This is a genomic window from Psychrobacter sp. (genome assembly GCF_049295055.1).
GTDB lineage: Bacteria > Pseudomonadota > Gammaproteobacteria > Pseudomonadales > Moraxellaceae > Psychrobacter.
On record NZ_JBAQQF010000049.1, the window covers coordinates 64,724 to 86,741 of the forward strand.

At 43.1% G+C, this 22,018-nt stretch carries 21 protein-coding genes; 7 read left to right on the forward strand and 14 right to left on the reverse strand.

Features of this window, described 5'->3' with window-relative positions; genetic code table 11:
- Positions 1-452 precede the first annotated feature (452 nt).
- Both WAZ74_RS06965 and WAZ74_RS06970 read left to right on the forward strand, forming a co-directional pair.
- The gene (locus tag WAZ74_RS06965) at positions 453-1,454 is read left to right on the forward strand and encodes a DnaJ C-terminal domain-containing protein (protein ID WP_422307208.1); all 1,002 of its coding nucleotides are present in this window, start codon (positions 453-455) and stop codon (positions 1,452-1,454) included.
- 83 nt (positions 1,455-1,537) lie between these two features.
- A complete protein-coding gene (locus tag WAZ74_RS06970) occupies positions 1,538-1,861 on the forward strand; it encodes a chaperone modulator CbpM (protein ID WP_422307210.1) in 324 nt (107 codons plus the stop codon).
- Between the two features lie 190 nt (positions 1,862-2,051).
- On the opposite strand, the gene WAZ74_RS06975 is transcribed toward WAZ74_RS06970, so the two are convergent.
- The 5 genes from WAZ74_RS06975 to WAZ74_RS06995 all read right to left on the reverse strand — a co-directional run bounded on the left by WAZ74_RS06975 (position 2,052) and on the right by WAZ74_RS06995 (position 8,178).
- The gene (locus WAZ74_RS06975) at positions 2,052-3,257 is read right to left on the reverse strand and encodes an MFS transporter (protein WP_422307212.1); all 1,206 of its coding nucleotides are present in this window, start codon (positions 3,255-3,257) and stop codon (positions 2,052-2,054) included.
- Between the two features lie 521 nt (positions 3,258-3,778).
- Complete coding sequence (gene sstT / locus WAZ74_RS06980) at positions 3,779-4,981, reverse strand: serine/threonine transporter SstT (RefSeq protein ID WP_422307214.1); 1,203 nt, start codon at positions 4,979-4,981, stop codon at positions 3,779-3,781.
- A gap of 195 nt (positions 4,982-5,176) precedes the next feature.
- Positions 5,177-5,662: a DNA polymerase III subunit chi gene (locus WAZ74_RS06985; RefSeq protein ID WP_422307216.1), complete on the reverse strand. Its 486-nt coding sequence runs from the start codon at positions 5,660-5,662 to the stop codon at positions 5,177-5,179.
- 50 nt (positions 5,663-5,712) lie between these two features.
- Positions 5,713-7,371 carry a leucyl aminopeptidase gene (locus WAZ74_RS06990; RefSeq protein WP_422307218.1) on the reverse strand — a complete coding sequence of 553 codons (1,659 nt, stop codon included), beginning with the start codon at positions 7,369-7,371 and terminating at the stop codon, positions 5,713-5,715.
- Between the two features lie 201 nt (positions 7,372-7,572).
- Positions 7,573-8,178: a cysteine hydrolase family protein gene (locus WAZ74_RS06995; RefSeq protein WP_422307220.1), complete on the reverse strand. Its 606-nt coding sequence runs from the start codon at positions 8,176-8,178 to the stop codon at positions 7,573-7,575.
- Between the two features lie 478 nt (positions 8,179-8,656).
- On the opposite strand from WAZ74_RS06995, the gene WAZ74_RS07000 reads away from it, so the two are divergent.
- On the forward strand, positions 8,657-9,946 hold the full coding sequence (locus WAZ74_RS07000; protein WP_422307222.1) for an LPS export ABC transporter permease LptF: 1,290 nt from the start codon (positions 8,657-8,659) through the stop codon (positions 9,944-9,946).
- Positions 9,946-11,172, forward strand: a complete 1,227-nt coding sequence (lptG, locus tag WAZ74_RS07005; protein WP_422307224.1) for an LPS export ABC transporter permease LptG — start codon at positions 9,946-9,948, stop codon at positions 11,170-11,172. Before WAZ74_RS07000 ends, lptG begins: the two co-directional genes overlap by 1 nt.
- Positions 11,173-11,281: 109 nt before the next feature.
- Here lptG and WAZ74_RS07010 read toward each other — a convergent pair whose 3' ends face one another.
- Positions 11,282-11,890 carry a class I SAM-dependent methyltransferase gene (locus WAZ74_RS07010; RefSeq protein WP_422307226.1) on the reverse strand — a complete coding sequence of 203 codons (609 nt, stop codon included), beginning with the start codon at positions 11,888-11,890 and terminating at the stop codon, positions 11,282-11,284.
- 541 nt (positions 11,891-12,431) lie between these two features.
- Between WAZ74_RS07010 and WAZ74_RS07015 the strand changes: the two genes are divergently transcribed.
- A complete protein-coding gene (locus WAZ74_RS07015) occupies positions 12,432-12,866 on the forward strand; it encodes a hypothetical protein (RefSeq protein WP_422307228.1) in 435 nt (144 codons plus the stop codon).
- A 179-nt stretch (positions 12,867-13,045) separates the two neighbouring features.
- On the opposite strand, the gene xerD is transcribed toward WAZ74_RS07015, so the two are convergent.
- From xerD to recN, 7 genes are all read right to left on the reverse strand, one after another.
- Complete coding sequence (gene xerD, locus WAZ74_RS07020) at positions 13,046-13,984, reverse strand: site-specific tyrosine recombinase XerD (protein ID WP_422307230.1); 939 nt, start codon at positions 13,982-13,984, stop codon at positions 13,046-13,048.
- A 123-nt stretch (positions 13,985-14,107) separates the two neighbouring features.
- Positions 14,108-15,340, reverse strand: a complete 1,233-nt coding sequence (locus WAZ74_RS07025) for a methyltransferase (RefSeq protein WP_422307232.1) — start codon at positions 15,338-15,340, stop codon at positions 14,108-14,110.
- A 97-nt stretch (positions 15,341-15,437) separates the two neighbouring features.
- Positions 15,438-15,698, reverse strand: coding sequence for a sulfurtransferase TusA (tusA, locus tag WAZ74_RS07030; RefSeq protein ID WP_422307234.1), 261 nt, complete (start codon positions 15,696-15,698; stop codon positions 15,438-15,440).
- A gap of 98 nt (positions 15,699-15,796) precedes the next feature.
- A complete protein-coding gene (locus tag WAZ74_RS07035; protein ID WP_422307236.1) occupies positions 15,797-16,333 on the reverse strand; it encodes a hypothetical protein in 537 nt (178 codons plus the stop codon).
- Between the two features lie 78 nt (positions 16,334-16,411).
- Positions 16,412-16,948: a Holliday junction resolvase RuvX gene (gene ruvX, locus WAZ74_RS07040; RefSeq protein ID WP_422307238.1), complete on the reverse strand. Its 537-nt coding sequence runs from the start codon at positions 16,946-16,948 to the stop codon at positions 16,412-16,414.
- Positions 16,949-16,997: 49 nt separating this feature from the next.
- Entirely contained in the window at positions 16,998-17,561 is a 564-nt protein-coding gene (locus WAZ74_RS07045; protein WP_422307240.1) for a YqgE/AlgH family protein, read from the reverse strand.
- A 129-nt stretch (positions 17,562-17,690) separates the two neighbouring features.
- The gene (gene recN / locus WAZ74_RS07050) at positions 17,691-19,370 is read right to left on the reverse strand and encodes a DNA repair protein RecN (protein ID WP_422307242.1); all 1,680 of its coding nucleotides are present in this window, start codon (positions 19,368-19,370) and stop codon (positions 17,691-17,693) included.
- Between the two features lie 562 nt (positions 19,371-19,932).
- On the opposite strand from recN, the gene WAZ74_RS07055 reads away from it, so the two are divergent.
- Together WAZ74_RS07055 and rlmB are read left to right on the forward strand one after the other, a co-directional pair.
- On the forward strand, positions 19,933-20,268 hold the full coding sequence (locus WAZ74_RS07055; protein WP_422307244.1) for a pyrimidine/purine nucleoside phosphorylase: 336 nt from the start codon (positions 19,933-19,935) through the stop codon (positions 20,266-20,268).
- Positions 20,269-20,474: 206 nt separating this feature from the next.
- Positions 20,475-21,245, forward strand: a complete 771-nt coding sequence (gene rlmB, locus WAZ74_RS07060; protein ID WP_422307246.1) for a 23S rRNA (guanosine(2251)-2'-O)-methyltransferase RlmB — start codon at positions 20,475-20,477, stop codon at positions 21,243-21,245.
- Here rlmB and coaE read toward each other — a convergent pair.
- On the reverse strand, positions 21,208-21,900 hold the full coding sequence (gene coaE / locus WAZ74_RS07065; protein WP_422307248.1) for a dephospho-CoA kinase: 693 nt from the start codon (positions 21,898-21,900) through the stop codon (positions 21,208-21,210). The two genes, rlmB and coaE, sit on opposite strands and share 38 nt — an antisense overlap.
- Positions 21,901-22,018 lie beyond the last annotated feature (118 nt).

Here is a 22,018-nt window from a genome sequence, read left to right on the forward strand (position 1 = left end):
ACAAGAAGTAACTTGTCCTATTATTACAGCTCTGTAAAAGAACTATTAAGGTCAAAATTTGTTTTTTAACAACCAGTTAGCTTTTATATGCGTATTTTACTATGTTTATACAATCGCTATTATGAATAGTATTTACGTCAGTTATTTGCTTGTATTAGCAGTCAAGAATAAAAAGAAGCGACGCTAAATAGCGTTTTACTCAGGTAAATTTCTCTTGCATGCTATTGTCTGCAATCTATAAGCGATGAAAATTCATATCAGTAAATGTCATCATTATTAAATACGATTGCCGTTACTGGTAATATTTCTATAACGGTATTTGGTTTTTTTAGCGCTATTATTGTTAGTAGGCTAAGTTCACAACCTGTTATATCAAAAACGTATTCTTATCATTGTATGTTTACAATTGGCAACCCATTATTATTAACATGTCTTATTTTGAGGAACACAACATGGCAGAGAAAAACTACTATGATATTTTAGGGGTCAAAAAAGACGCCTCGGACGCCGATATTAAAAAAAGATACCGTAAGCTCGTCCGCCAATATCATCCTGATGTCAGCGACGATCCGGACGCTGATAATAAGATTGCGGTGATTAATAACGCTTATGAAACCATCAGAGATAAAGAAAAGCGTGCTGAATATGACGCCATGCTAAACAATCCATTTGCCGGTCAAGGCGGCTTCGGTGGCAGCTCTAATAGGCAGTCTGGCGGCGGTCAAGGCTGGGAAGATATGAAAGGTCAGTTTGGTGAAGGTGAAGCTTTTGGTGGTGGCGGCTTTCGCTTCGATGATATCTTTTCCGCATTTGGTCGCGGTGCACGTGGGCAAGCTGGCGGTCAAGCACAGCAGGGTGGCTTCGATCAATTCGGTGGTGGCTTTGGCCCGCAAGATAGCAAAGGTCAAGACCAACATGCAGAAATCAACGTCGATTTGGCATCGGTCTATAATGGCGATGACTATAGTATCAAATTGAACGTTCCCGTCCGTCAGCCTAACGGCAACGTCAGCTATGACAATAAAACGCTCAAAATTAAAATTCCTAAAGGCATCACTGATGGCAAACAAATCCGCCTGACAGGACAAGGTGCTGCTGGTAGTGGTAGCGGCAAAAATGGTGATTTATTCTTAAAAGTTAAAATTACCCATGCCGACAATATTCGCCTAGAAGGCGCCAATGTTTATCAAACCGTAAACATCACCCCATGGGAAGCGGCGCTCGGTGAAAAAATCAACGTCACCACCCCAGCAGGAACGTTAGGCGTCACTATTCCAAAAAACAGCAAGTCTGGTAGTAATCTTCGTCTCAAAGGTAAAGGTATCCCTGCTAAGCAAGCCGGCGATTTATACTTAACCTTGAATATTGTCAATCCAGAGATCAACACTGAAGCGGCAACCCAAGCTTATGAGCAACTAAAGCAAGCCTTTGCCGATACCAGTATTAACCGTTAATAGCCGCCATGATTTAACCGTGTTAGAGATGAATAATGACCATACGATAACGATGAAATGAAGAGCAAACGAGGATAATAACTATGAAACACTCGCCCGAATTAACCGACATTATCATGAGCTTAGATGAGCTGATATCTGCCTGTGGTCAAGAGCGCCAATGGGTTATTGCTTTGATTGAAGAAAGTATTATTGAGTATGACGTGCCTGAAAGTGAACAGTTCAGCGGCTATCAGCTGACTACTGTGCGCCGCGCGTCCCGCTTGAGCCGTGACTTTGAAGCCAGTGTCCCTGCTATTGGTTTGATACTTGAGCTATTAGATGAGCTTGAGCAGCTGCGCCAGTTTAAGCGTCAGTGGGAAGTAGAAACGCCGATGATTGAAGTAGAAGTCAGCACTTTAAAATAGTCTTTTAACTCAAAGTAATTTATTAGCATGACTGAGCTTGCGTCCAGATATATATTAAAAAGTATGTATGAATAGAATATAAAAAGGGCAATAGATGCCCTTTTTTGTTTTTAATAATAATTGAAATAGCTGAGCTGAATGGTTACTTAATTGATTACTTAAGTTATCACTTAGTCCCGCATATTCAGAATTAGGTTGCAGCGTCTCGTTTCTTAGCTCTAAACCCATTTTCTCTAGCTGACCATACTATTGATAGCCCTATTAGCGCTAAAGCGAGCACTGCCCACGGGAAGGATACCGCCCCAATTCGATTTAATAGCAGCGCACCTGCCACTCCACCACCAGCTACCGATAGATTAAATATCGTCACAAACATAGACTGTGCGACATCGGCATTCTCACCGGCTGCACCTGCTAGCGCAGTTTGTAGCATGATCGGTGCGCCGCCAAAGGTGAGTCCCCATATCGCTATGCCGATTAGTACAATAGCAGTGGAGCCACCAGAGAAGCCTAATATTAATGCTGCTACCGCAAACGCACTTAAACTTATCAAAGCCATTGCACGAAGCCAGTGATCGACTAACAGTCCAGTGAGCCAAATTCCTACCATAGCGGCAATGCCAAACAGTAGCAGCACTACATCCACTCGCTCTGCCAGTCCTACTGAGGCTAGGAAGGGCTCAATGTAGGTATAAAGGAGGTTATGAGCGGTTATCCAGACGAATAACGTGAGCAGTACGGGGCGGATACCTGGCATCAAGAAAATGCGCCGGATTGGCAGGCGTTCTTTATCCGATTGACCTGCAAAATCAGGTATCGCTAAACGCACCCAGATTAATAATAACAATGTTAGCGCTGACATAATCCAGAATACACCGCGCCAGTCGAATAACAAACCTAGCCAGGTTCCTAAAGGCACCCCAACGGCTAGTGCAATAGGTTGGCCCACACCAGCTATTGCTAACGCACGTCCCTGAACATTATTCGCTACCATCCGTAGTACATAGCCGGGTAGTAGTCCCCATATCACGCCAGCTGCCATGCCTGCAGCAAAGCGTGCCGCTATAATGATGGCATAATGGCTGGATAAGGTTGTGATGACATTGAAGACTAATAGTCCAGCAACTGCTAGCAAGAATAATCGGCGGCGGTTCCAACTACGGGTGGCAGCAATAACAGGTATCGCGGCAAGCACAGAGCCCAACGCATAAAAAGTTACCAGCTGGCCTGCTAGCGCTTTGGATACCCCTAAGGATTCACTGATTTGCGGCAGCAGACCTGCTGGCATGGTCTCAGTCATAATAGCGAGGAAGCCTGCTAATGTGAATGCTAGTAGCTTCCAAATAGGTAAACCCGAAGTAGTAGAAACAGGTTCTTTATCATCCATGATACTCATATAGTTAGCGCTCCTATTATCATAGAGGCTATACAAGTTATAGTCATGCGGGTCGTGTAGACTATGTAAGTTAAACGAGTAATGCAGGATATAGTGAAATTGAAGCTGGCAATGTTCATTTTTCTGTTAATGCTCATGTTGACTTCTTTTAATGATAGGTAAAAACCCCTTGCCATAAATGGTCAGGGTAGCAAGACATGATGGTCTTTTATAAGTAGGCGCTATTGGGCGCTAGAATTAATAGTGACGAGGTGATAAAAATGACTTTGAGATAGTGCAAATTTTGCAACTAGAGCCTGAATGGTGAGTGCAGTATAACTGTGTTTCTAAAGCATACGTATGGTGGTATGTGCGGTTTTGTTAAGCTTCAAACCCTTACTATATATAATGATTTTCTTGTTCAAAGCAATAGTTTGAGATTGTATTGCATTTAGACACATATAAATTCTAGCCAATAAAAAAGGGCGATAGATGCCCTTTTTTGTTCTTATAAATAACGATTTTTTAAATGATAGTGACTATTAACGAGAGTATTTTGGATCAGCAGCAGCGGTGAATAACACGTCAGTTGATGAGTTCAATGCTGTTTCTGCCGAGTCTTGTATAACACCGATGATAAAGCCAATCGCAACCACTTGCATAGCAATGTCGTTTGGGATACTAAATAAACTGGCGGCAAGTGGAATCAGTAGTAATGAACCACCAGCGACACCAGAGGCACCGCAAGCACTGATCGTCGCAACAAGGCTCAATAATAGCGCCGAAGCAAAGCTCACTTCGATACCCAGTGTATGTGCTGCAGCAAGTGTTAAGACGTTAATCGTAATCGCTGCGCCCGCCATATTAATGGTCGCACCCAGCGGAATGGTCACTGAATACGTATCTTCATGCAGACCTAATTTGCGTGCTAGGTTCATATTAACCGGAATGTTTGCCGCTGAACTGCGAGTAAAAAATGCAGTAATTCCTGATTCACGCAGGCAAGTAAAGACTAGCGGATATGGGTTTTTGCCAGTCTTAACAAAGACAATTAATGGATTAACGACTAAAGCGATAAACAGCATACAGCCGACCAATACCATTAAGATACGTGCATAACCTGCCAAAGCAGAAAAACCTGTTTCCGCGACAGTATTGGCGACCAAGCCCAAGATACCGAAAGGGGCTAAGGCAATAACCCACTTGACCACTTGTGAGATGGCATCTGAAAAATCACTGACTACGGTACGTGCGGTATCACTGGCTTGACGTAGCGCAAAGCCGATGATAATTGCCCAAGCCAAAATACCAATATAATTGGCTTCAGCGATCGCATTAACCGGATTAGCAACTAGATTTAGTAGCAGGTTGGTTAGGACTTCTTTTAGATTAGCTGGTGGTACTTGCTCAATAACTGCATTGACTAACACCAACTGTGTTGGAAATAAGAAGCTTGCGCCTACGGCAGTCAGCGCAGCCAAAAAAGTGCCGAACATATACATGATGATGACAGGTTTGACGTAGACTTCGCTACCACTACGATGTTGGCTGATGGCAGCCATGACCAAGATAAATACCAGTATTGGAGCCACGGCTTTTAGGGCACCAACAAATAGCGTCCCTAACAATCCTAGTGCAATACCAATACTTGGCGCTAACCAACCAATCAACACGCCTAATATTAAACCGATAATAATGAGCGGTACCAGCCCTATACGCTGGTACGTCGCAATCAATGAACGCATCTATACACCCTCGACTTAGTCAATAAATAAGAAGCTTATAACGAAAACGGAAAATTAGTCGAAGGATGGTAGCATTTTTTAAGATAAGCGCCTAACTTTAGCCCTCACATGAACAGGCTTGTGGAGCTAAGAGAGAAGCGTTGTATAAGGAAAATAGGATGGTTTTTATTGTTAGCAATAAAGAGATTTGATTCATTAAACTTTGAAATGGGTCAGCTCATAGCCCAATTGTTGATAGCTTTTATACTTGTGACGACCTTCTTGCATGCTAGTCGCGTCAGGTTTTATAAGCTCAAGTACCCGAGTGGGTTGAGCATTATTGGTTGCAGCCATAAAGGTGTTCACCGGATGTATGGTGGTATTAAGTACGATACCTTTAAAATCGGCTGGTATATAGCTAGCAAGCAGAACAGGTGCTAATAATTGATGATTAATATCAATATTAGTAATATCCGTATCAACGCCTTCAGTATTAGAACCCAAAAGTCGTTGATGAGGAATAAAGCTGGCTTCGTCTTGTGCCCAAAGCGCCTCATCAAGCTCGCCAAGTAGCGTTTCATCCTCAGTAAGGATTAATAACGACTGGCTGCTTTTATTGAGCGCCGTTTGGGTCAGCTGACAAATAAAGCCCAAGAAATCTTGGGCTTTACTCTCACTTAAAACATAAAAGCTAATGTTCATAAACTGATTTTCATAAATTAGTTTTCATAAATTAGTTTTTCATCAACATATTATGCCATATTTGCGCTGTTTTTTAGATACTGCATAAATAGCGGTACAGGACGACCGGTCGCCGCTTTCTCAGCGCCTGAAATCCATGCCGTACCAGCAATGTCCAAATGCGCCCATGCTTGACCGTCTTCAACGAAACGCGACAAGAAGCATGCAGCAGTCACAGCACCTGCGCCTTTGCCACCGATATTTTGCATATCGGCGATAGGCGAATCGATCTGCGTTTGATACTCGTCATCCATTGGCATGTGCCAAACTAAATCACCCGACTGGTTACTGGCATTTTCTAATGCAAATAACACGTCTTCATCATTACTAAATACTGCTGAGCGTACATGACCTAATGCAACCACACAAGCGCCAGTCAAGGTCGCCACATCGATGATGACAGAGGGGTTATAGCGTTGGACGTAGCATAAAGTATCTGCCAATACTAAACGACCTTCAGCGTCCGTATTTAAAATCTCGACAGATTTACCGTTCATGGCTTTGACGATATCGCCTGGACGAGTCGCATCACCTGACGGCATGTTTTCAGCACAAGCTAGAGCGCCAACGACATTAATCGGTAGACGCGCTTCGCATAGTGCTTTAATGGTACCCAATACCGATGCAGAACCGCCCATATCAAATTTCATCTCATCCATCGCCGCGCCGGGCTTGATTGAGATACCGCCTGAATCAAAGGTCACGCCTTTACCGACTAGTACGATAGGAGCGCCATCGTTTGCAGTTTGGGTATTGCCTTCACTGTTTTTGTCGGCTTTTTTACCGGCCTTTTTCATGGGTAATTTATCAGTCAGGGCTTTTAGACTGCCGCTTACTTTTGCGCTGCTGTTGCCATTTTTGGTAGAAACAGTACTAGCACTAAATTTAGACTTGCCTTGATACTCTAAAAGTACCAGTTGACCTTCTTTGGTAGAGCCTTGCGATACGGCTAAAAAGCAGCCCATACCCAGCGCTGACATCTCTTTTTCGCCCAGTACCGTCACTTTTAAAAGATCCGGATAAGTTTTTGCCAATTCTTGAGCTTGCTCTGCCATGTAGGCTGGGAAACAAATATTACCCGGCTCATTAGCGACATCACGGGTCAAGCTTTGACCAGTAAAGACCGCTTGCGCAAACGCTAATGAAGCTTCTAAAGACTTATCAGCCAGTAAATAGATATCTGTTAAGACAGGCGTTTGTTGCTCAGATTTGTACTTGTCGAAGCGATAGCTAGCTGCCAGCAGATTAAGGGCAAACTGACCAAATTGGTTTTCTTCTAGAGTATCGCCCAAAGCAACGGTAATAGAAGCAACCCGTTTGTGTGTGCTTTGATAAATGGTATTGGCAATTTTCTGTAGGATGGTGTTATTAAGCTTGTCGCAGCAACCAACACCAACTAATAATAATTGCACTGGATTTTCTTTGGTGGTTTTTTTATCACCTGCCAAAGCATAATCAGCGACCGTTTCACAGGCTTTACCTTTAAAATGTGAGACTTCAATTAGTTGCTCAATACGTGCTTGATAATCAGTTAAAGCAGATGCGGCAAGTACGTTTTTCTTATCATCAACCAAAACGACTAAACAAGAATCATCCTTGTCTTTAGCTTCTTTTTTAAGTATTTTTTGCGTATGCGTCTTTGGTAAATGCTGGGTTAATTTAATATTCATATATTGTTATCCTTATTAGATGAATGTATTTTTTTAAAAGTGCGGACACGGTACGGTATCAAAGTTAAACGAGTAGCGAATTTTAATCAGCGCACGTATCAAACAAGCGTAGTAGTGTAGCATATCACTGTTAAGTGCGCAGTTAGCAAGGGTTAGGGAATGTTTCTAAAGCTATTGCCTGCATTGTTTTACCATCTGCAGTTAGCCATTAATCAGTTTATCAGTCGCTACTAAAGCGGCAAATCTATCCTGCAGTGCTGCCATCGCACTATCATGCATGACGCTCGCAGTAATTGTTTGTCCGTTAACACTAGGCAGATCGCGAGTGGCGCAGGCATCATGACAGACAAAGCTCTCAAAACCCAAATCAAAGGCCGCTCTGGCGCTTGAGCTGACGCACATATGACTCATAAAACCTGCAAAAATAATTTGTTGCTTGCCAGCTGATTTTATAAGCGCTTGAAGCTCGGTATCATAAAAGGCATTAGGATGCATTTTAACAATAGTTTTTTCGCCATCAAGGGGCTGCAAACTATCAACAATATCTACCTTCGACGATAATGGATCAAAAACCTTGTCATTATCCTGACCGTGATGGGCGATATGAAATATCGGAATAGCTTCTTTTCGAGCTTTATCGAGTAGCAGGCGAGCGTTTGCAGTGGCTTTACTACCGGAATCACCCAATGGCATCGCGCCATCAACATATTCATTCTGAAAATCAATCATGACAATCGCGCATTTCGACCAATCAAGCTCATTAAATTGACCGCCAGCTAATCCAAGCAAGGTAGAGGGAATAGACATTTTATGCTCCGTTAATCAGTAAAAGAGATGAGTATAGATACTAGATCTTAAATAATTTTGCATGCTAACTGACGTTAAATACTAACAACTAACGCTGCTAGGATTCAGTACGTGATACGTACAGTACACAAATTCAATGTGAAAGCATGCATTAGCGACTTAATCATGATGTCTTAGTTAGTGCAGTTATTCTTTAAATAGTTCGGTTATGTCTTAGATAGTACGGCTCTGTTTTAAATAGCGCAGTTATGTCCTAACTTGACCCTGTTAATTAGCAAGTAATAAAGGCGTTATCAGTAAGGGCTAGGTAATGTTTTCAAACACATTTCCACGCTATTTTTTATAGAAATATGCTAGCATTAGCGGTTATGCCTATCGTCTCTGTTCAATCCTAACTGACTTTACCAATACAGACGAACCGCACGAACGCCAACCGCTACAACCGCTAAGAGTACCTACTGTGATATTACGCCGCTATATGACCCAACAAGTTGCCTCAACGACCGCATTGGTCTTGGGGTTTTTAGTGGTGATGATGCTTGGTGGTCGTTTGATCCGCTATTTTGGTATCGCAGCTGAAGGTAATTTGGATATCGGTTTATTATTTACCATCATTGGCTATAACTTACCGTATTTCTTAGAGCTGATTTTACCATTAGCATTTTTTATTGCATTAATGCTGGTATTTGGACGGCTGTATGTCGACCAAGAAATGGCGGTAATTAATGCTAGTGGCGTGTCGCGCGGCAGGCTTGGGCGCTTGATGACCCCATTGATTTTGGCATTGTTCGTGGGTGAAGCGGCTTTATCTATCGTTGGTAAACCATGGGGTGTACGTTCATCTGAGAATGTTTGGCAGCAGCAAGCGCTGACCAGTGCCTTTGATTTAATCCGCCCCAATCAGTTTATCAGTAGTGGCAATTATCATCTGTATGTTGGCAGTTTGAGTGATGATAAAAAGCAATTGCAAGATGTGATACTTATCCAGTCTGAGCCTGAGAAAAAGGGTAGTGTGGCTAAAAATAATACTGCTAAAGATACTGCTATGGATGTTAAAAACAACATCGATCCCGAAACTACCGAACAGCTCAATATTCCTGAATTGCCAACAGCGCTTGCCAATAAGTCCAATATTAGTAAAGATACCATCACGCTTGCCAAACGTGCTGAGCAAGTAGACACCGGCAATAGTGGCGTCACTCAATTGGATCTGTTCCAAGGTCGCCGTTATGAAATCGGCGCAGGTAGTCTAAAATACAATCAAGTAGGCTTTGATCGTTATCGTATCACCTTGACGGAATCGTCTAAAGAAGTCATCACCGAAGACAATATCGAGACGCAAGCGATTGGTCCGTTATGGCAAGCGGCTACTGGCAATGCACAAGTGGGCAGTAACAATGCGATGCGTGCGGCGCAAGGCGAGCTTGGTTATCGCTTATCGCTACCGTGGCTGATGATTATCGCGCCGATGCTTGCCGTACCACTGGCGCAAGTACGTCCGCGTCAAGGTCGCTGGTTGCGGCTGTTTCCTTCTATTTTATTGTTTGTCAGCTGTGCGCTCGGTATCATTTCGCTCAAAAATGCAGTCGGCAAAGGCAGCGTTAGCGTTTGGGCCTATGCATGGCTCATATTAGGATTTATGGCATTGGCACTTTATATGAATTGGGGTAGCCGCGTGCAGCATCGATTGCGCTTTCGCAAGCCAGAGCATGACCTTTCAACGGTTACTGATAATCAAAATAGTGGCTCACAAGGAGAGCAATCCTAATGAGCGCTCTATTCTCTAAATCTTTAAAGCCGCATTCGCCAAATGCCAAATCGCTACTTAGCCCAAAACCGACTAACTTAAAAGTACTTAGTCGCTATGTCAAATTCAATGCTTTGCTGGCGATTATCGCCGCGGTCATAGGGCTGTGGGCATTACAGTTGGTATTCTCTTATTTATCAGAGCTTGATTCGTTAGATGATAATTATACGATGGGTGAGGCGATCAAATATATCTTTTATCGCTCACCTTATTTTTTAGAGCAATTTATCCCAACGGGTGCGCTATTGGGTGCGGTTGTTGGTTTGGGCTTGCTCGCTAATAACAGCGAGCTGGTCGTAATGCGTGCCGCTGGCGTCAGTGTCTATCGCATTGTTGGATGGGTATTGCAGCCAGCGCTGATTTTTGTGATATTAGCATTATTCATTAACCAGTTTGTTTTACCTTATTCCAACCAATTGGCAACAGCTATTAATAGTGAAGATAACAGCTCATTGGTCACCTCAGTACGCGGTTATTGGACGGTGCAGCCGCGTTTTGAAGGTGCAGAGGACGGCAATACAAAGCCGGATGGCAGTGACATCTTGTATATCGATTATGCCGACGTCAAAGGTAATATCGGTCAGGTAAAGCGTTGGCACTTGGATAACAATGGTAACTTGCAAACGGCCGTTCATGCTGAGGGCGGACAATATATTGGGCGCGAGCCACTTGATGCTGCTAGTAGCAAACCGAGCGAGCAATATCGTTACGAGTGGCAGCTCAATAACATGACCAAGCTGACTATCAACCAAGGTTTCGAGAGTAGCCAAGCCGTCTCACCATCAGATACCTTAAGTCTGCCGTTTGCCCCTGAATCGGTATATTTGCTAACACGCCAAGCTGAGGACTTATCATTGACTCAGCTATATGAGCACCGTCAGTTTATGCGCCAACAAGGCACTCGCTCTCTAAGCCATGAGCTGGCGTTTTGGCAAAAGCTGCTGTCACCGTTGTCTATCTTGTCACTGGTGATTGTTGCCTGCTCCTTTGTTTTTGGCTCATTGCGTACGCATAGCCTGGGTTTGCGTATTGTCGTAGCACTATTATTTGGTTTGCTATTTAGTTATGTGCAGGATTTGGTCGGCTTTGTTTCGCTGGCGACGGGTTTTTCGCCGTTACTGATGGTGATATTACCGATTATCGCTAGTGCGATATTGGGTGGGTATTTATTAAAACGACAGATGTAATTCTCAAAACGATGTAACTCTAAAAATTTAGTCATAAAAAAGCACGCTAGATCATGATGATTTAGCGTGCTTTTTTATGACTCAACTTTCACTATTTCATAGTAAGCGCTTAATCTTTGGTCGCCATCGTAATGGTGTAAGTTTTACCTTGTTTTACTTTTTCGCTATTGCCAAATACTTCGGTAAATGAGCGTTTCATAAACTGACGTAAGCCATTAATGGTCACTACATAAAAGCGTCCACCTTTACGCATACGCGCGTGAGCATCAAGGAAATACAGATAATGCTGCTCTTTACCTACTTTGGCTGGCAAGTTCGACATTACAAGACTAAAATCTTTCGCTTTATCCACATGATTAAAACCATTCGATAAATGCACATCGACATTATTTAGACCATTTTTTTCGCAGTTTTGGCGCGCATACTCTACTGCCATAAAGTCTTTATCAATTAAAGTATGCTTACCGTTTGGACATTCGCGCGCTGCCGTCATACCTAGTACGCCATAACCACAGCCCAAATCTATTGAGTCATCATCCTGCTGAAAATCCACGTAATCGAGTAGCATCAAGCTACCATCATCAAGCTTTTGCGGAGAAAAGATGCCCCACGTGGTCGCAAAGTCAAAAGGCTTGCCCAGTACATCTTGGCGAAAATTGATATCTTCGCGCCAATGTTTTGCTTTTTCTAATAGGTCAGCAGGAGGTCTATGGCTCATGGAGTTCTCGAATAATGAATTAGGTGAAAAGTAGTGCATGGCCCAATCAGGCAACATGTATATCATGACGAGTATTGTAACGAGAAAAAGGTGAGTTTGCAGCTACGTATTGGTAGAAGTTGTGATTGGTGTTAAATTTAAATAATATTAAGTGAATGTTGAGGACAACATTAATAAGGCTAGTGAGTATCTAAAGCAATTTAACGGCAAAGATTTGTACGTATCTTTTGTGCTGAAATAAACTATATGAGCTTAAACCAAAGCTAAAAAAAGCTATGTAATTATCGCTTAGACGATAAAAAAGTCCAATTACCTTCCGCATATGTCTTCCAGACACTTAAAATCACTTATTTACGCATTTATATCGCAAATGCTATAGCATACTTATGGAAGCTATGGAATACTTAGAAAGCTAACCGATTGGTCAACTATTTATTATAGTGACGTCTTATGATGAGGACTTCCTGTCACAATAGGAGGTATACCAGCTCACTAAGCTTACATGCGCTAAGCTTTACTTAAAAAGAAAGGATGCTTAAATATGAAGTCTAAGAAAATAAATCCAGCACAAGAAACGTTTATTCATATCGTACATAGTCAACGTATCAAGCCACTCAAGAAACAACCGGCTGTCAAATGTGTTGAAGCGGTAAAAACTATCGATAAAGCTTACCTCGCTGAGCTGTCTGGTTCTGATGAATATGTGTCTATCGCTTTTTGTTATAAAAACTATAATGAAGAAGCTAATCCACGTCTCAGTGAGAATGAAAGCTGCGCGGTGATTAGTGTGGCAAAAGCTAAAGAATTATTACACACTGAAGAGTTGGCTGAAGAGGCATTGTCTGCTGTCAGTATTATTCTGTTTAGCGCTGTATCGCAAACGTTTGGTGGTTTTTTGACCGATGGCGAAACCAATAAGCGTTATGTGCTGTCAAAAGGCACCGAGTACGCAAACTTATCCTCATTATTACTATAAAAACGTAAATTAGAAGCTAAAACAATTGTCTTAAGTATAAATAAGATTACTATTTCTAATAGTTATTTAATAAATGTGAAAAAACGGCATTATCAATGATAATGCCGTTTTTTACGTTTATTTATAAGTACTTCTTGGAGAAGGCGTCCATTGTTAAGGATATTTGATGCAGCAGTCATTTAACCTCGCGGATGATGCTCAGCATGCAACTTCTGCAATCTTGCCGTCGCCACATGGGTATATATCTGCGTCGTTGATAAATCACTATGTCCTAGTAATAACTGTACGCTACGTAAGTCCGCGCCATGGTTGAGTAGGTGGGTAGCGAAAGCATGACGTAGAGTATGCGGTGATAAGTCTTTATCAATACTGGCGACTTTGGCATATTTCTTCAGCAGATACCAAAAGTTTTGCCGGGTCATATAGCCACCTTGCGCAGTTAGAAAGACTGCTTGGCAGTTTCCTGCTTTTAGATGGGCAATCAAATCACCGCGAGCATGGTTTAGATAGTCTTCAAGTGCATCTGCTGCATATTCCCCTAATGGAACTAAACGGGTTTTATTGCCTTTACCTGTGATTTGTAGCCAACCTGAATTTAGATTCACTTGCTCAAGTGATAGATTGACCAGTTCACTGACGCGTAGACCGCAGGCATATAGCACCTCTAGCATGGCTTTATCACGTAGTCCGAGCACAGTGCTGCTATCGGGCGCAGCAAGCAAGCTATCAACATCAGCTTCGGCTAAATCTTTTGGTAGTGGACGACCAATCTTTGGGCTTTTGATACGCTCGCAAGGATTGTCTTCACGCAGATTACTAGCAATCATCCATAGATAAAACTGACGTAGGCTGGAGAGCATACGTGCTTGAGTGCGCGGTGTTTTGCCCTCGACGGTGAAAGTTGATAAGCAATGCAGCACATCATCAGGCTGCCAAAGTGTCAGTGCGGTATGACTGGTCAGCTCACAAGAGCGTAAGTCGCGCACATAAGCATTACGCGTACGAGTCGCTAGACCACGAGCCAGCATCGCCTGACGAAACTCAGTCATATAAGTCGGCTCGTCATCGACGGCTAGCGCTTTTGGTTGACGCTGCTGTACGGCACGGTCGCGGCTCATAAGACAATACTCAGTAGTTGTATAAGAAAGGATGGGTTAACTCATTTAGAAATTTATCACTTGATAATGCTAAATGATTTTTGCTAAACAGTTTTATGCTTCAGGCGCTATTCAGGTATTACTTCAATTATCAAAAGGTACTAAACACCATAAAGAAGTGATTTCCGCACTACGCGCAGCAAATAGAGGATCCGTTTCGTCTTGGCTGCGACCGTGTTTAGGTTGGGTATCGAGACGGTATTTTACCGCTAAACCGGCATCTGAAAACCAGCCCAATAATTCATCACGGCTGCGCAACTGCAAATGCTCCGCTAAGTCTGACAGAATCAACCAAACTTCTCCCTGCTCGGCTAAATGCTGTTTTACGCCCTGCAAAAACCCGCGTAACATCGCGCTATTGGCATCGTAGACTGCGTATTCCAATGGTGAGGTTGGCTTAGCGGGCAACCACGGTGGATTACAGACAAGCAGATTGGCGAGTGGCGCGTCAGTCGGAAACAAATCAGCTTGTTGCAAATGCACGGCAGATAACTCTAAACGCGCAAAGTTCTCGCTGGCGCAGGCCAAAGCACGCGGATTCAAGTCCGTCGCAATTATCTGTTTTACGCCGCGCTGCGCCAAGATAATGGCCAGCAAACCGGTTCCAGTACCAATATCAAAGGCGACCCTACAAGTATCCGGCAACGGTGCATCAAGCAACAACTGCACATACTCATGACGCGTTGGCGCAAAAACACCATAATGCGGGAAAATTGATAAGTTTAAAGGCTTGATCGGGACGCCTTTCGCGCGCCATCCCGCTGCGCCAAGCGCCCCTTGCAGATCACGAAACGAGAGTAAGCACGACTCATCCATTCTCTCATCTAACTGGCCAAAAGCAGCAGTACAGGCAGCACGCACATCAGGAGCACGACGTAACTGGCTGATATAACCGGCATCTAGCTTTAATAGCAAACGGCTTAATAGGCGCGAACGTTGGGCTTGGGCTTGGCGTTGCTGATGAAACAAGTTAGGTATTATTTTAGGGGTTACTAAAGATTCAGCCGTAGACTTATCAGAATGAGGAGATCCAGCAGATTTATCCTGTTTATTAGCCGCTTTGCTAATTTTGCGCTGCTCACTATGCTCAATGCGTCGAGTAAGCGCTTGTAGTAGTTGCCTAGCATTATGGAAGTCACCGTACCACAGCATTGACGTGCCCGCGCAAGCCAAGCGATAAGCTTCATCGGCGGTTGTTTTGTCGTCGACCAAAACAATACGCGCAGGCGGCACTTGATTGCTTTGGGACAACCAGCGGGCATGACGTAACGTTTCGTTCTCAAACCACTGCACATACTGCTTTTCTGTTGCTAACACGTGGCCTACCTTAACCTGTAAATGATATGTTCTCTATAATGCCAAGGTATCTTAAATACAAAAGATATTTTGGCGTTATCCATTACGCTAAAAACTATTAGGCACTCTTTTTCTTTACTAAATAGCGATAGGTTGGTGCTTCATTTAGCGTTTCTTGATGCACAAGTATGTGCCCCAAATGACGACAAAAATTAGGAATGTCGCGCGTGGTCGCCGGATCGGTAGCGATTATTTCGATAAGATCGCCACCATCTGCTTTACGTATGGTCTTATGGAGCATCATTACTGGCTCAGGGCAAATCAGGCCTTGGGTATCTAAATGATGGTTAATAGAGATATCTAGTGTTGAAGTTGTCATAGTTTTTATTTTATAAACCTACTGTTTTATAAACTTGAGAGATAAGCTTGATAGCTGATAGCTGATAGCCTGTTTAGTTATGATTTTTATGCACACTTTTATAAAGGACTATTTTCTGGGTCAGTGGCAATAACAGTATCAGTGTTAATTTCTGTTTCTAGCATTTCATTAGTTTCAGGCAAGTTCGCCACTTCTAAAAAATCAAAGAAACGCTTGAAGCTCACTTTAAATAAAAACGCCACGCCAAGCCATGACGCCAAGCCTAGCCAAGCAGTATCAGCAAATAACAGCCCGCCGATAAGGATAATACTTGATACACCAATCGTCATTATGACCATCGATGCCTGATTAAGACGATAGCGATAGATAATAAACGCATCATATAACGTCAGTGGAATGGTGAGCGCAATTAGCGCATAAGGTAGATTAAAGAATAACCGATACAGCAGCTGATTGTCATGAAATGCCTTGATGCTGGCAATCGTACCAAAGACCATAAACGCAATAATCGCTGCATAAATAAGATAAATGGCTATTTGATTTATTCGCTGGGCGCCTTTAATTCGAGCGATAGCTAACGGCGCAAAACCATGTTGCGAGTTATTTTGCAAGGATTGGTTTGAGACAGTGGTCATAGTAATCAGTCATTTATCCGTTTAGATCGAGGATGTATCAGATATTGGTCATACATGAAAAATAAAACTGGCGCTCAATTAATCGGCTTTAATCGCGTCGATGGCGATACTGCTGCTAGGATCGGCAAAATAGGTCGACATCAAGATACAAGCAGAAATATCGTCAATCGGGTCGCGCTCATTCTGAATCCAACCATTTTCCCAAGCTATCTCACGCGCTCCCACTGAGGTTAAGCGTTCATCACAGAGTATTACGGTTACCGGTAAATGCTGCTCCATTATTCTATGGGCTAGACGACGGGCAAACTTATGCGCCCGTTTTGAGAGCATTGAGCTGCTGCCATCCATATTGAGCGGTAGTCCAACGACTACTTTTGCAACGCCCCAAACTTTAATGATACCGAGTAAATTATCCCAATCAGGTTGTCCATTATTCATCGCTAAGATATCAAAGGCACGCGCTGTTTCAGTTAGGCTATTGCCTAGTGCCATGCCCATTTTTTTGACCCCATAATCTAAGGCCAAGATAAGATGCGGCTTAACAGCTGGTTCAGCAACGCTAGTATCAGTATCAGTATCAGTATCAGTATCTGTTATAAGAGTGCTATCTACCATAATAAGGGATATGTCCTATTTTATTTCTATATTTGCTAAGCCTACGGTGCTAAGCATGACCGATATCGCTGCTGAGATAGTCAAAATTAACGCCAATTTTATCAGCGGCAATTTGCCAGCGCTCTTCAAAGGGTGTTTCAAACAATAAGTTTAAATCAGCAGGACAGACCAACCAATCGCCGTTATCAAGCTCACGTTCAAGTTGTTTTTTGCCCCAGCTGGCGTGACCTAAGCATAACTGGTAATGCCCAACCCCTTGACCAGCTGCGATGCGTGTCAGGATATCTTGACTGGTGGTGATGCAGACATTTTCTGAAATACCAAATGATGACGCCCATTCTGGCTGTCCGGTGTGCAATACAAAGCCGACTTCAGGATACATAGGACCGCCTTCTAACGCCACATCATCCATCACTTGCGGATCAGTCACTTCAATATCTAAATCTTCGAGCAACTTACCCACCCGAGATTGCTCCAGCGGACGGTTGACCATCAGACCGAGCGCCCCATGTTTGTCATGACGACAGATATAAATAAGCGCCTGCTCAAACCTTGGGTCTGACAGCTCTGGTGCTGCAATTAAGAAATGATGGGTCAAATTGGCTTTAGACATAGAGACAGGCACAACCTACTAATAAAGGTGAGAGACCACTATATGGCGATAATGAGTATAAAATCAACTAAAGCAAATATTTAGCAGCTATTAGGTACATATTAGACAGAGATTATGAACTTATAACGTTTATTTAACATCGGTCAACAAACTACGCGCATGGTCACGGGTGATGTCAGTGATGGTCAAGCCGCCAGACATGCGTGCTAATTCATCGATTTGGGCGCTATCAGTTAAGATTAATAGCTCACTTTCAGTTTGCTGGTCATGGTGTTTCTGTACTAAGATATGCTGATGTGCTTGCGCCGCTACTTGTGCTTGATGGGTAATCGCGAGCAACTGCTGCGTTTGCCCAAGAGTACGTAATAGCTCACCGACCACCTGAGCAGTGCCACCACTAATACCAACATCGACTTCATCAAAGACGAGCATCGGCTTGGCAGCATTATTATCAGCACTGGTCGCTTGCAGGACTTGCATCACCAGCGCCATGCGCGACAGCTCACCGCCTGAGGCGATTTTATGTAGCGGCTGCATCGGCATACCGACGTTGGCGCTAAATAATAAGTCAATATCATAGCAACCTTGCGCATTATACTGGCTAGGATCTGTCTTTTTGGTAAAAATAAATTCGCAGCGCGCATTGGGTAGGGCAAGAGGTTGTAATTGCTTAATCAACTGTTTGCTCACAATCGGTGCTGCTTTAGCGCGTTCTTTATTTAGCTGCATTGCTACTGTAAGATAGTCTTGCCATGCTTGCTCAATTTGCGCCGCCATTGCATCACTACTCGGCTCATTTTCTAACTGCTCTAACTGTGCTTGCCACGCCTTTGCTTCATTGATCAAATCGCCAGCTGGCAAATTGTGTTTACGTGATAAGCGATGACCTAAGCTGATTAAACTGTCTAATGATTGCAAACGTTCAGGGTCAGGTAGTTGCTGCTCGGCATAATCTGATAACAAGCCCGTCACTTCAATTATCTGCTGCTGTGCCAAATGCAGCTGTTCAGACGCCTGCTCGAACGTTTGACTGACGCTCATTTGATTGTCACAGAGCTTAATCGCTTGTCCTAACATTGTCATCACATCTGGCTCGTCGGTGTCATTATCGAGCAGATGCAAGCCATGACTGGCCTCTTGCATTAATGCTTCAATATTAGACAATTCTTCGTGTTCCGCTTCGACTTCTGTGTAATCGACGGCTAATAACGGCGCAATGTCGGCGATTTGGCTTTGTAAAAGTTGAATACGATCTTTACGCTGTTCTTCACGGCTAGCCATTTCATCCGCGCGGCGTTTGAGCTGTTGATAGCCTTGATAGCTGCTTGCCGTCTGCGTAGCAAGGGCAGTTATCTGCGCCATATCATCTAACCATTGCACCACAAACTGCGGCTTAAGCAGTGCTTGCTGAGCATGTTGGCTATGGATATTAACCAGCAATGACCCTAAGCTTTTTAGCTCAGCCAAGCTAACTGGCGAGCCATTTAACCATGCTTTTGAGCGCCCAGTATTACTGAGTTGACGACGAATCAATACTTCTGATTCTTCTAGCGCTCTATCATTTTTTGCGAACCACTCAGCGACGACGCTGTTATTGTCGACATCAAATTGAGCATAAATGTCAGCATGGGCTGCACCATGTCTGACCATGGCACTGTCGGCGCGCTCGCCTGCACACAAGGATAGCGCATCAAGTAATAGCGACTTGCCAGCACCCGTTTCACCGGTGATGACATTGAAGCCTTCAGCCACATTCAGCTCATGCTGAGCAATCAACGCAAACTGATGTAAAGTTAATGATACTAGCATCAACGCCTCTCATGACAGACAACGAACCTCACATACAATGCAATATAATGCTGGGAGGTCATCTCTACAATAGGGTAAATAAAGGAATGAAAAGGTTTACTTAATACGAATAAATCGATAAATGTTGTTGGCAAATAGTATGGTGGCAAAAAGCTTTAAATACAAATATTAAAGGTAATCAATGACATCAATCCCTGCTTTAATAATAAGTGAAACTTTCATAGTTGCTGTAACAAACTTTATAGATATAGTGTGGTAGCATAATCTCACATAATGATAAACTCTTACTATTAGATTTGCATAAATCCTAGTATATAGGATGCATCTACTAGATGATTATATAAAGCTATACAGTATAAAATGTCGGTAATAATGCATTATTTTAGACAAATTCAGCTGACTCTGTATTTACAATAAACGTTTAGCGATGTGAAACTGATATAAAACAGAGGTACGACAACTGTCATTTATTCAGTTGTTTACTTGTCAGTTAGGTTTTTCAGTTAAGTTTTCCACTTTGGTTCTTTCGTTTGGCAATAATTATTTGATAAGGAAGCCACTTATGACAGCGGCGCAATTTACCAATGTAACAGTCAATGCCCAAGCCACGATATCATACGATGGTCGTTGCTCAAGCCATACCCTCATGTTCGAGGACGGTCGCCATAAAACCTTAGGTGTTATCTTGCCTTGCGATAATTTGGTCGAACATTACCATTTCAGCACCAACACTTCTGAACGTATTGAAATTATCAGCGGTGAATGTGAAGTTAAAATAAATGGTGACGAAGAATTCAGCTACTACCGCGCAGGACAGTCATTCGTGGTGGAAGGCAATAGTGGTTTTAACTTACGCACAGAAGAAATCGTCCAGTATATCTGTCACTTAGAAGGTTAATAGTGTTAAAGGTGTCATAACATAGTTTATAACACCTAAAAATCCAACATTTAAAAGAAATAAACCCTATCGGTTTGATAAGGTTTATTTCTTTTTTTTATTATCTTATTGATATGAAATTATTGATTAGTTGCTACAATGATTGTTATATCTTTTTATCTCCTATCGTATGATGCGATATCCACTTTATAATCGGCAGGCCTATTATGGCAAAACCCACCTATTTCTACGGCATTCATGCGATTGATGCTTTGCTCGAACACCGTCCTCTTGATGGGCTTAGTTTATTTGTGCAGCAAGGACGTGAAAGCGACAGCAGTGTACAGGCTATTATGGCGCAAGCAAGCGCTAATGGCATTAGTATTCAACCGACGCAAAAAGATAATCTCACTCAACTTTGTGGCAGCCCGCAACACCAAGGTGTGGTGCTTAACGCTCGTCCTTTAGGTTTCGCTGATGAAGGATTGCTTGATATTATTGCTGGGCGCGATGAGTGCTTGCTGCTGGTACTAGATCAAATAACCGACGCCCATAACTTTGGTGCTTGCTTGCGTACAGCAGTGGCGATGGGCGTTGATGCCGTTATTTGTCCAAAACACCATGCCGCAAGCCTTACGCCAACGGTTGCCAAAGTATCGGTCGGCGCGGCAGAGATGATGCCTATTATTAGCGTGACCAATCTAGCACGTACGCTGTCGAAGATTAAAAATGCCGGTGTCTTTGTATTTGGTACCGCCCTCAACGCCAATGCTAAACCAATACATGCAGCAGACTTGACTGGCAAAACGGCACTTATTATGGGTTCGGAAGGAGAGGGAATGCGCCGCCTGACAACGGAAAGCTGTGATGAGCTGGTGTATATTCCGATGTCAGGGAATGAACATGGTAACTTACAAAGTTTAAATGTAAGTGTGGCTACCGGTATGGCCTTATATGAGATTAATCGGCAGCGAACTTTAGCTGCTGGGCAAGCGTAAGGTAGCTCTGATGTAGCGGCTCTAACTTTAGGTAAAGATCAGTCAGATTGCCATCGTTGAGTACCACATCATCGGCATGCTTATTACGCTCTTCGCGGCTTAGCTGATTGACCATAATGGCTTTAATCTTTTGTACGCTTTGTTCGTCTCGCTGGCTGGCACGAGCCAGCTGGATGTCCACTGCGGCATCCATGACTAAAATACGCTGGCATAAATTGGCCAGACCTGCTTCCGCCCCTTCAATAAGTAGTGGCGCTGACAACACTATATAAGGTGAGGTACTGGCGGCTAGCTGTAATTTCGCAGCCTCACGTATCGCTGGATGGGTAATTGATTCTAGCTCAATCAGTGCCTCTGGATAAGTAAAAACATGCGTCCGCACCGCGGCACGGTCCATCTCTCCATTGGCATTAAGCACCCAATTACCAAATTTTTTCTGTATTTTGCGCAGAGATGAGCTACCTTTAGCAACTACTTCATGAGCAATGACATCAGCATCAATAATATCAATCCCTTGCTGTGCAAACCAGTCACTGGCAGCAGATTTACCACTGCCGATACCACCGGTCAAACCTACTACTAAAGTCTTACTTTTGGTTTGACGAAGTTGTGGTTGATGCGAATAAGGTGAGGGTGTTTCTACATATTTTGACATAATAAGGACTTATCTGACTAATAGAAAGGTGATGGTAATCAACCATAAACCTAAAAAATGGTTATTAAAGGTTAAATATAATTATTGAGAAATAGCTAAATTACTTGATTAATGATAC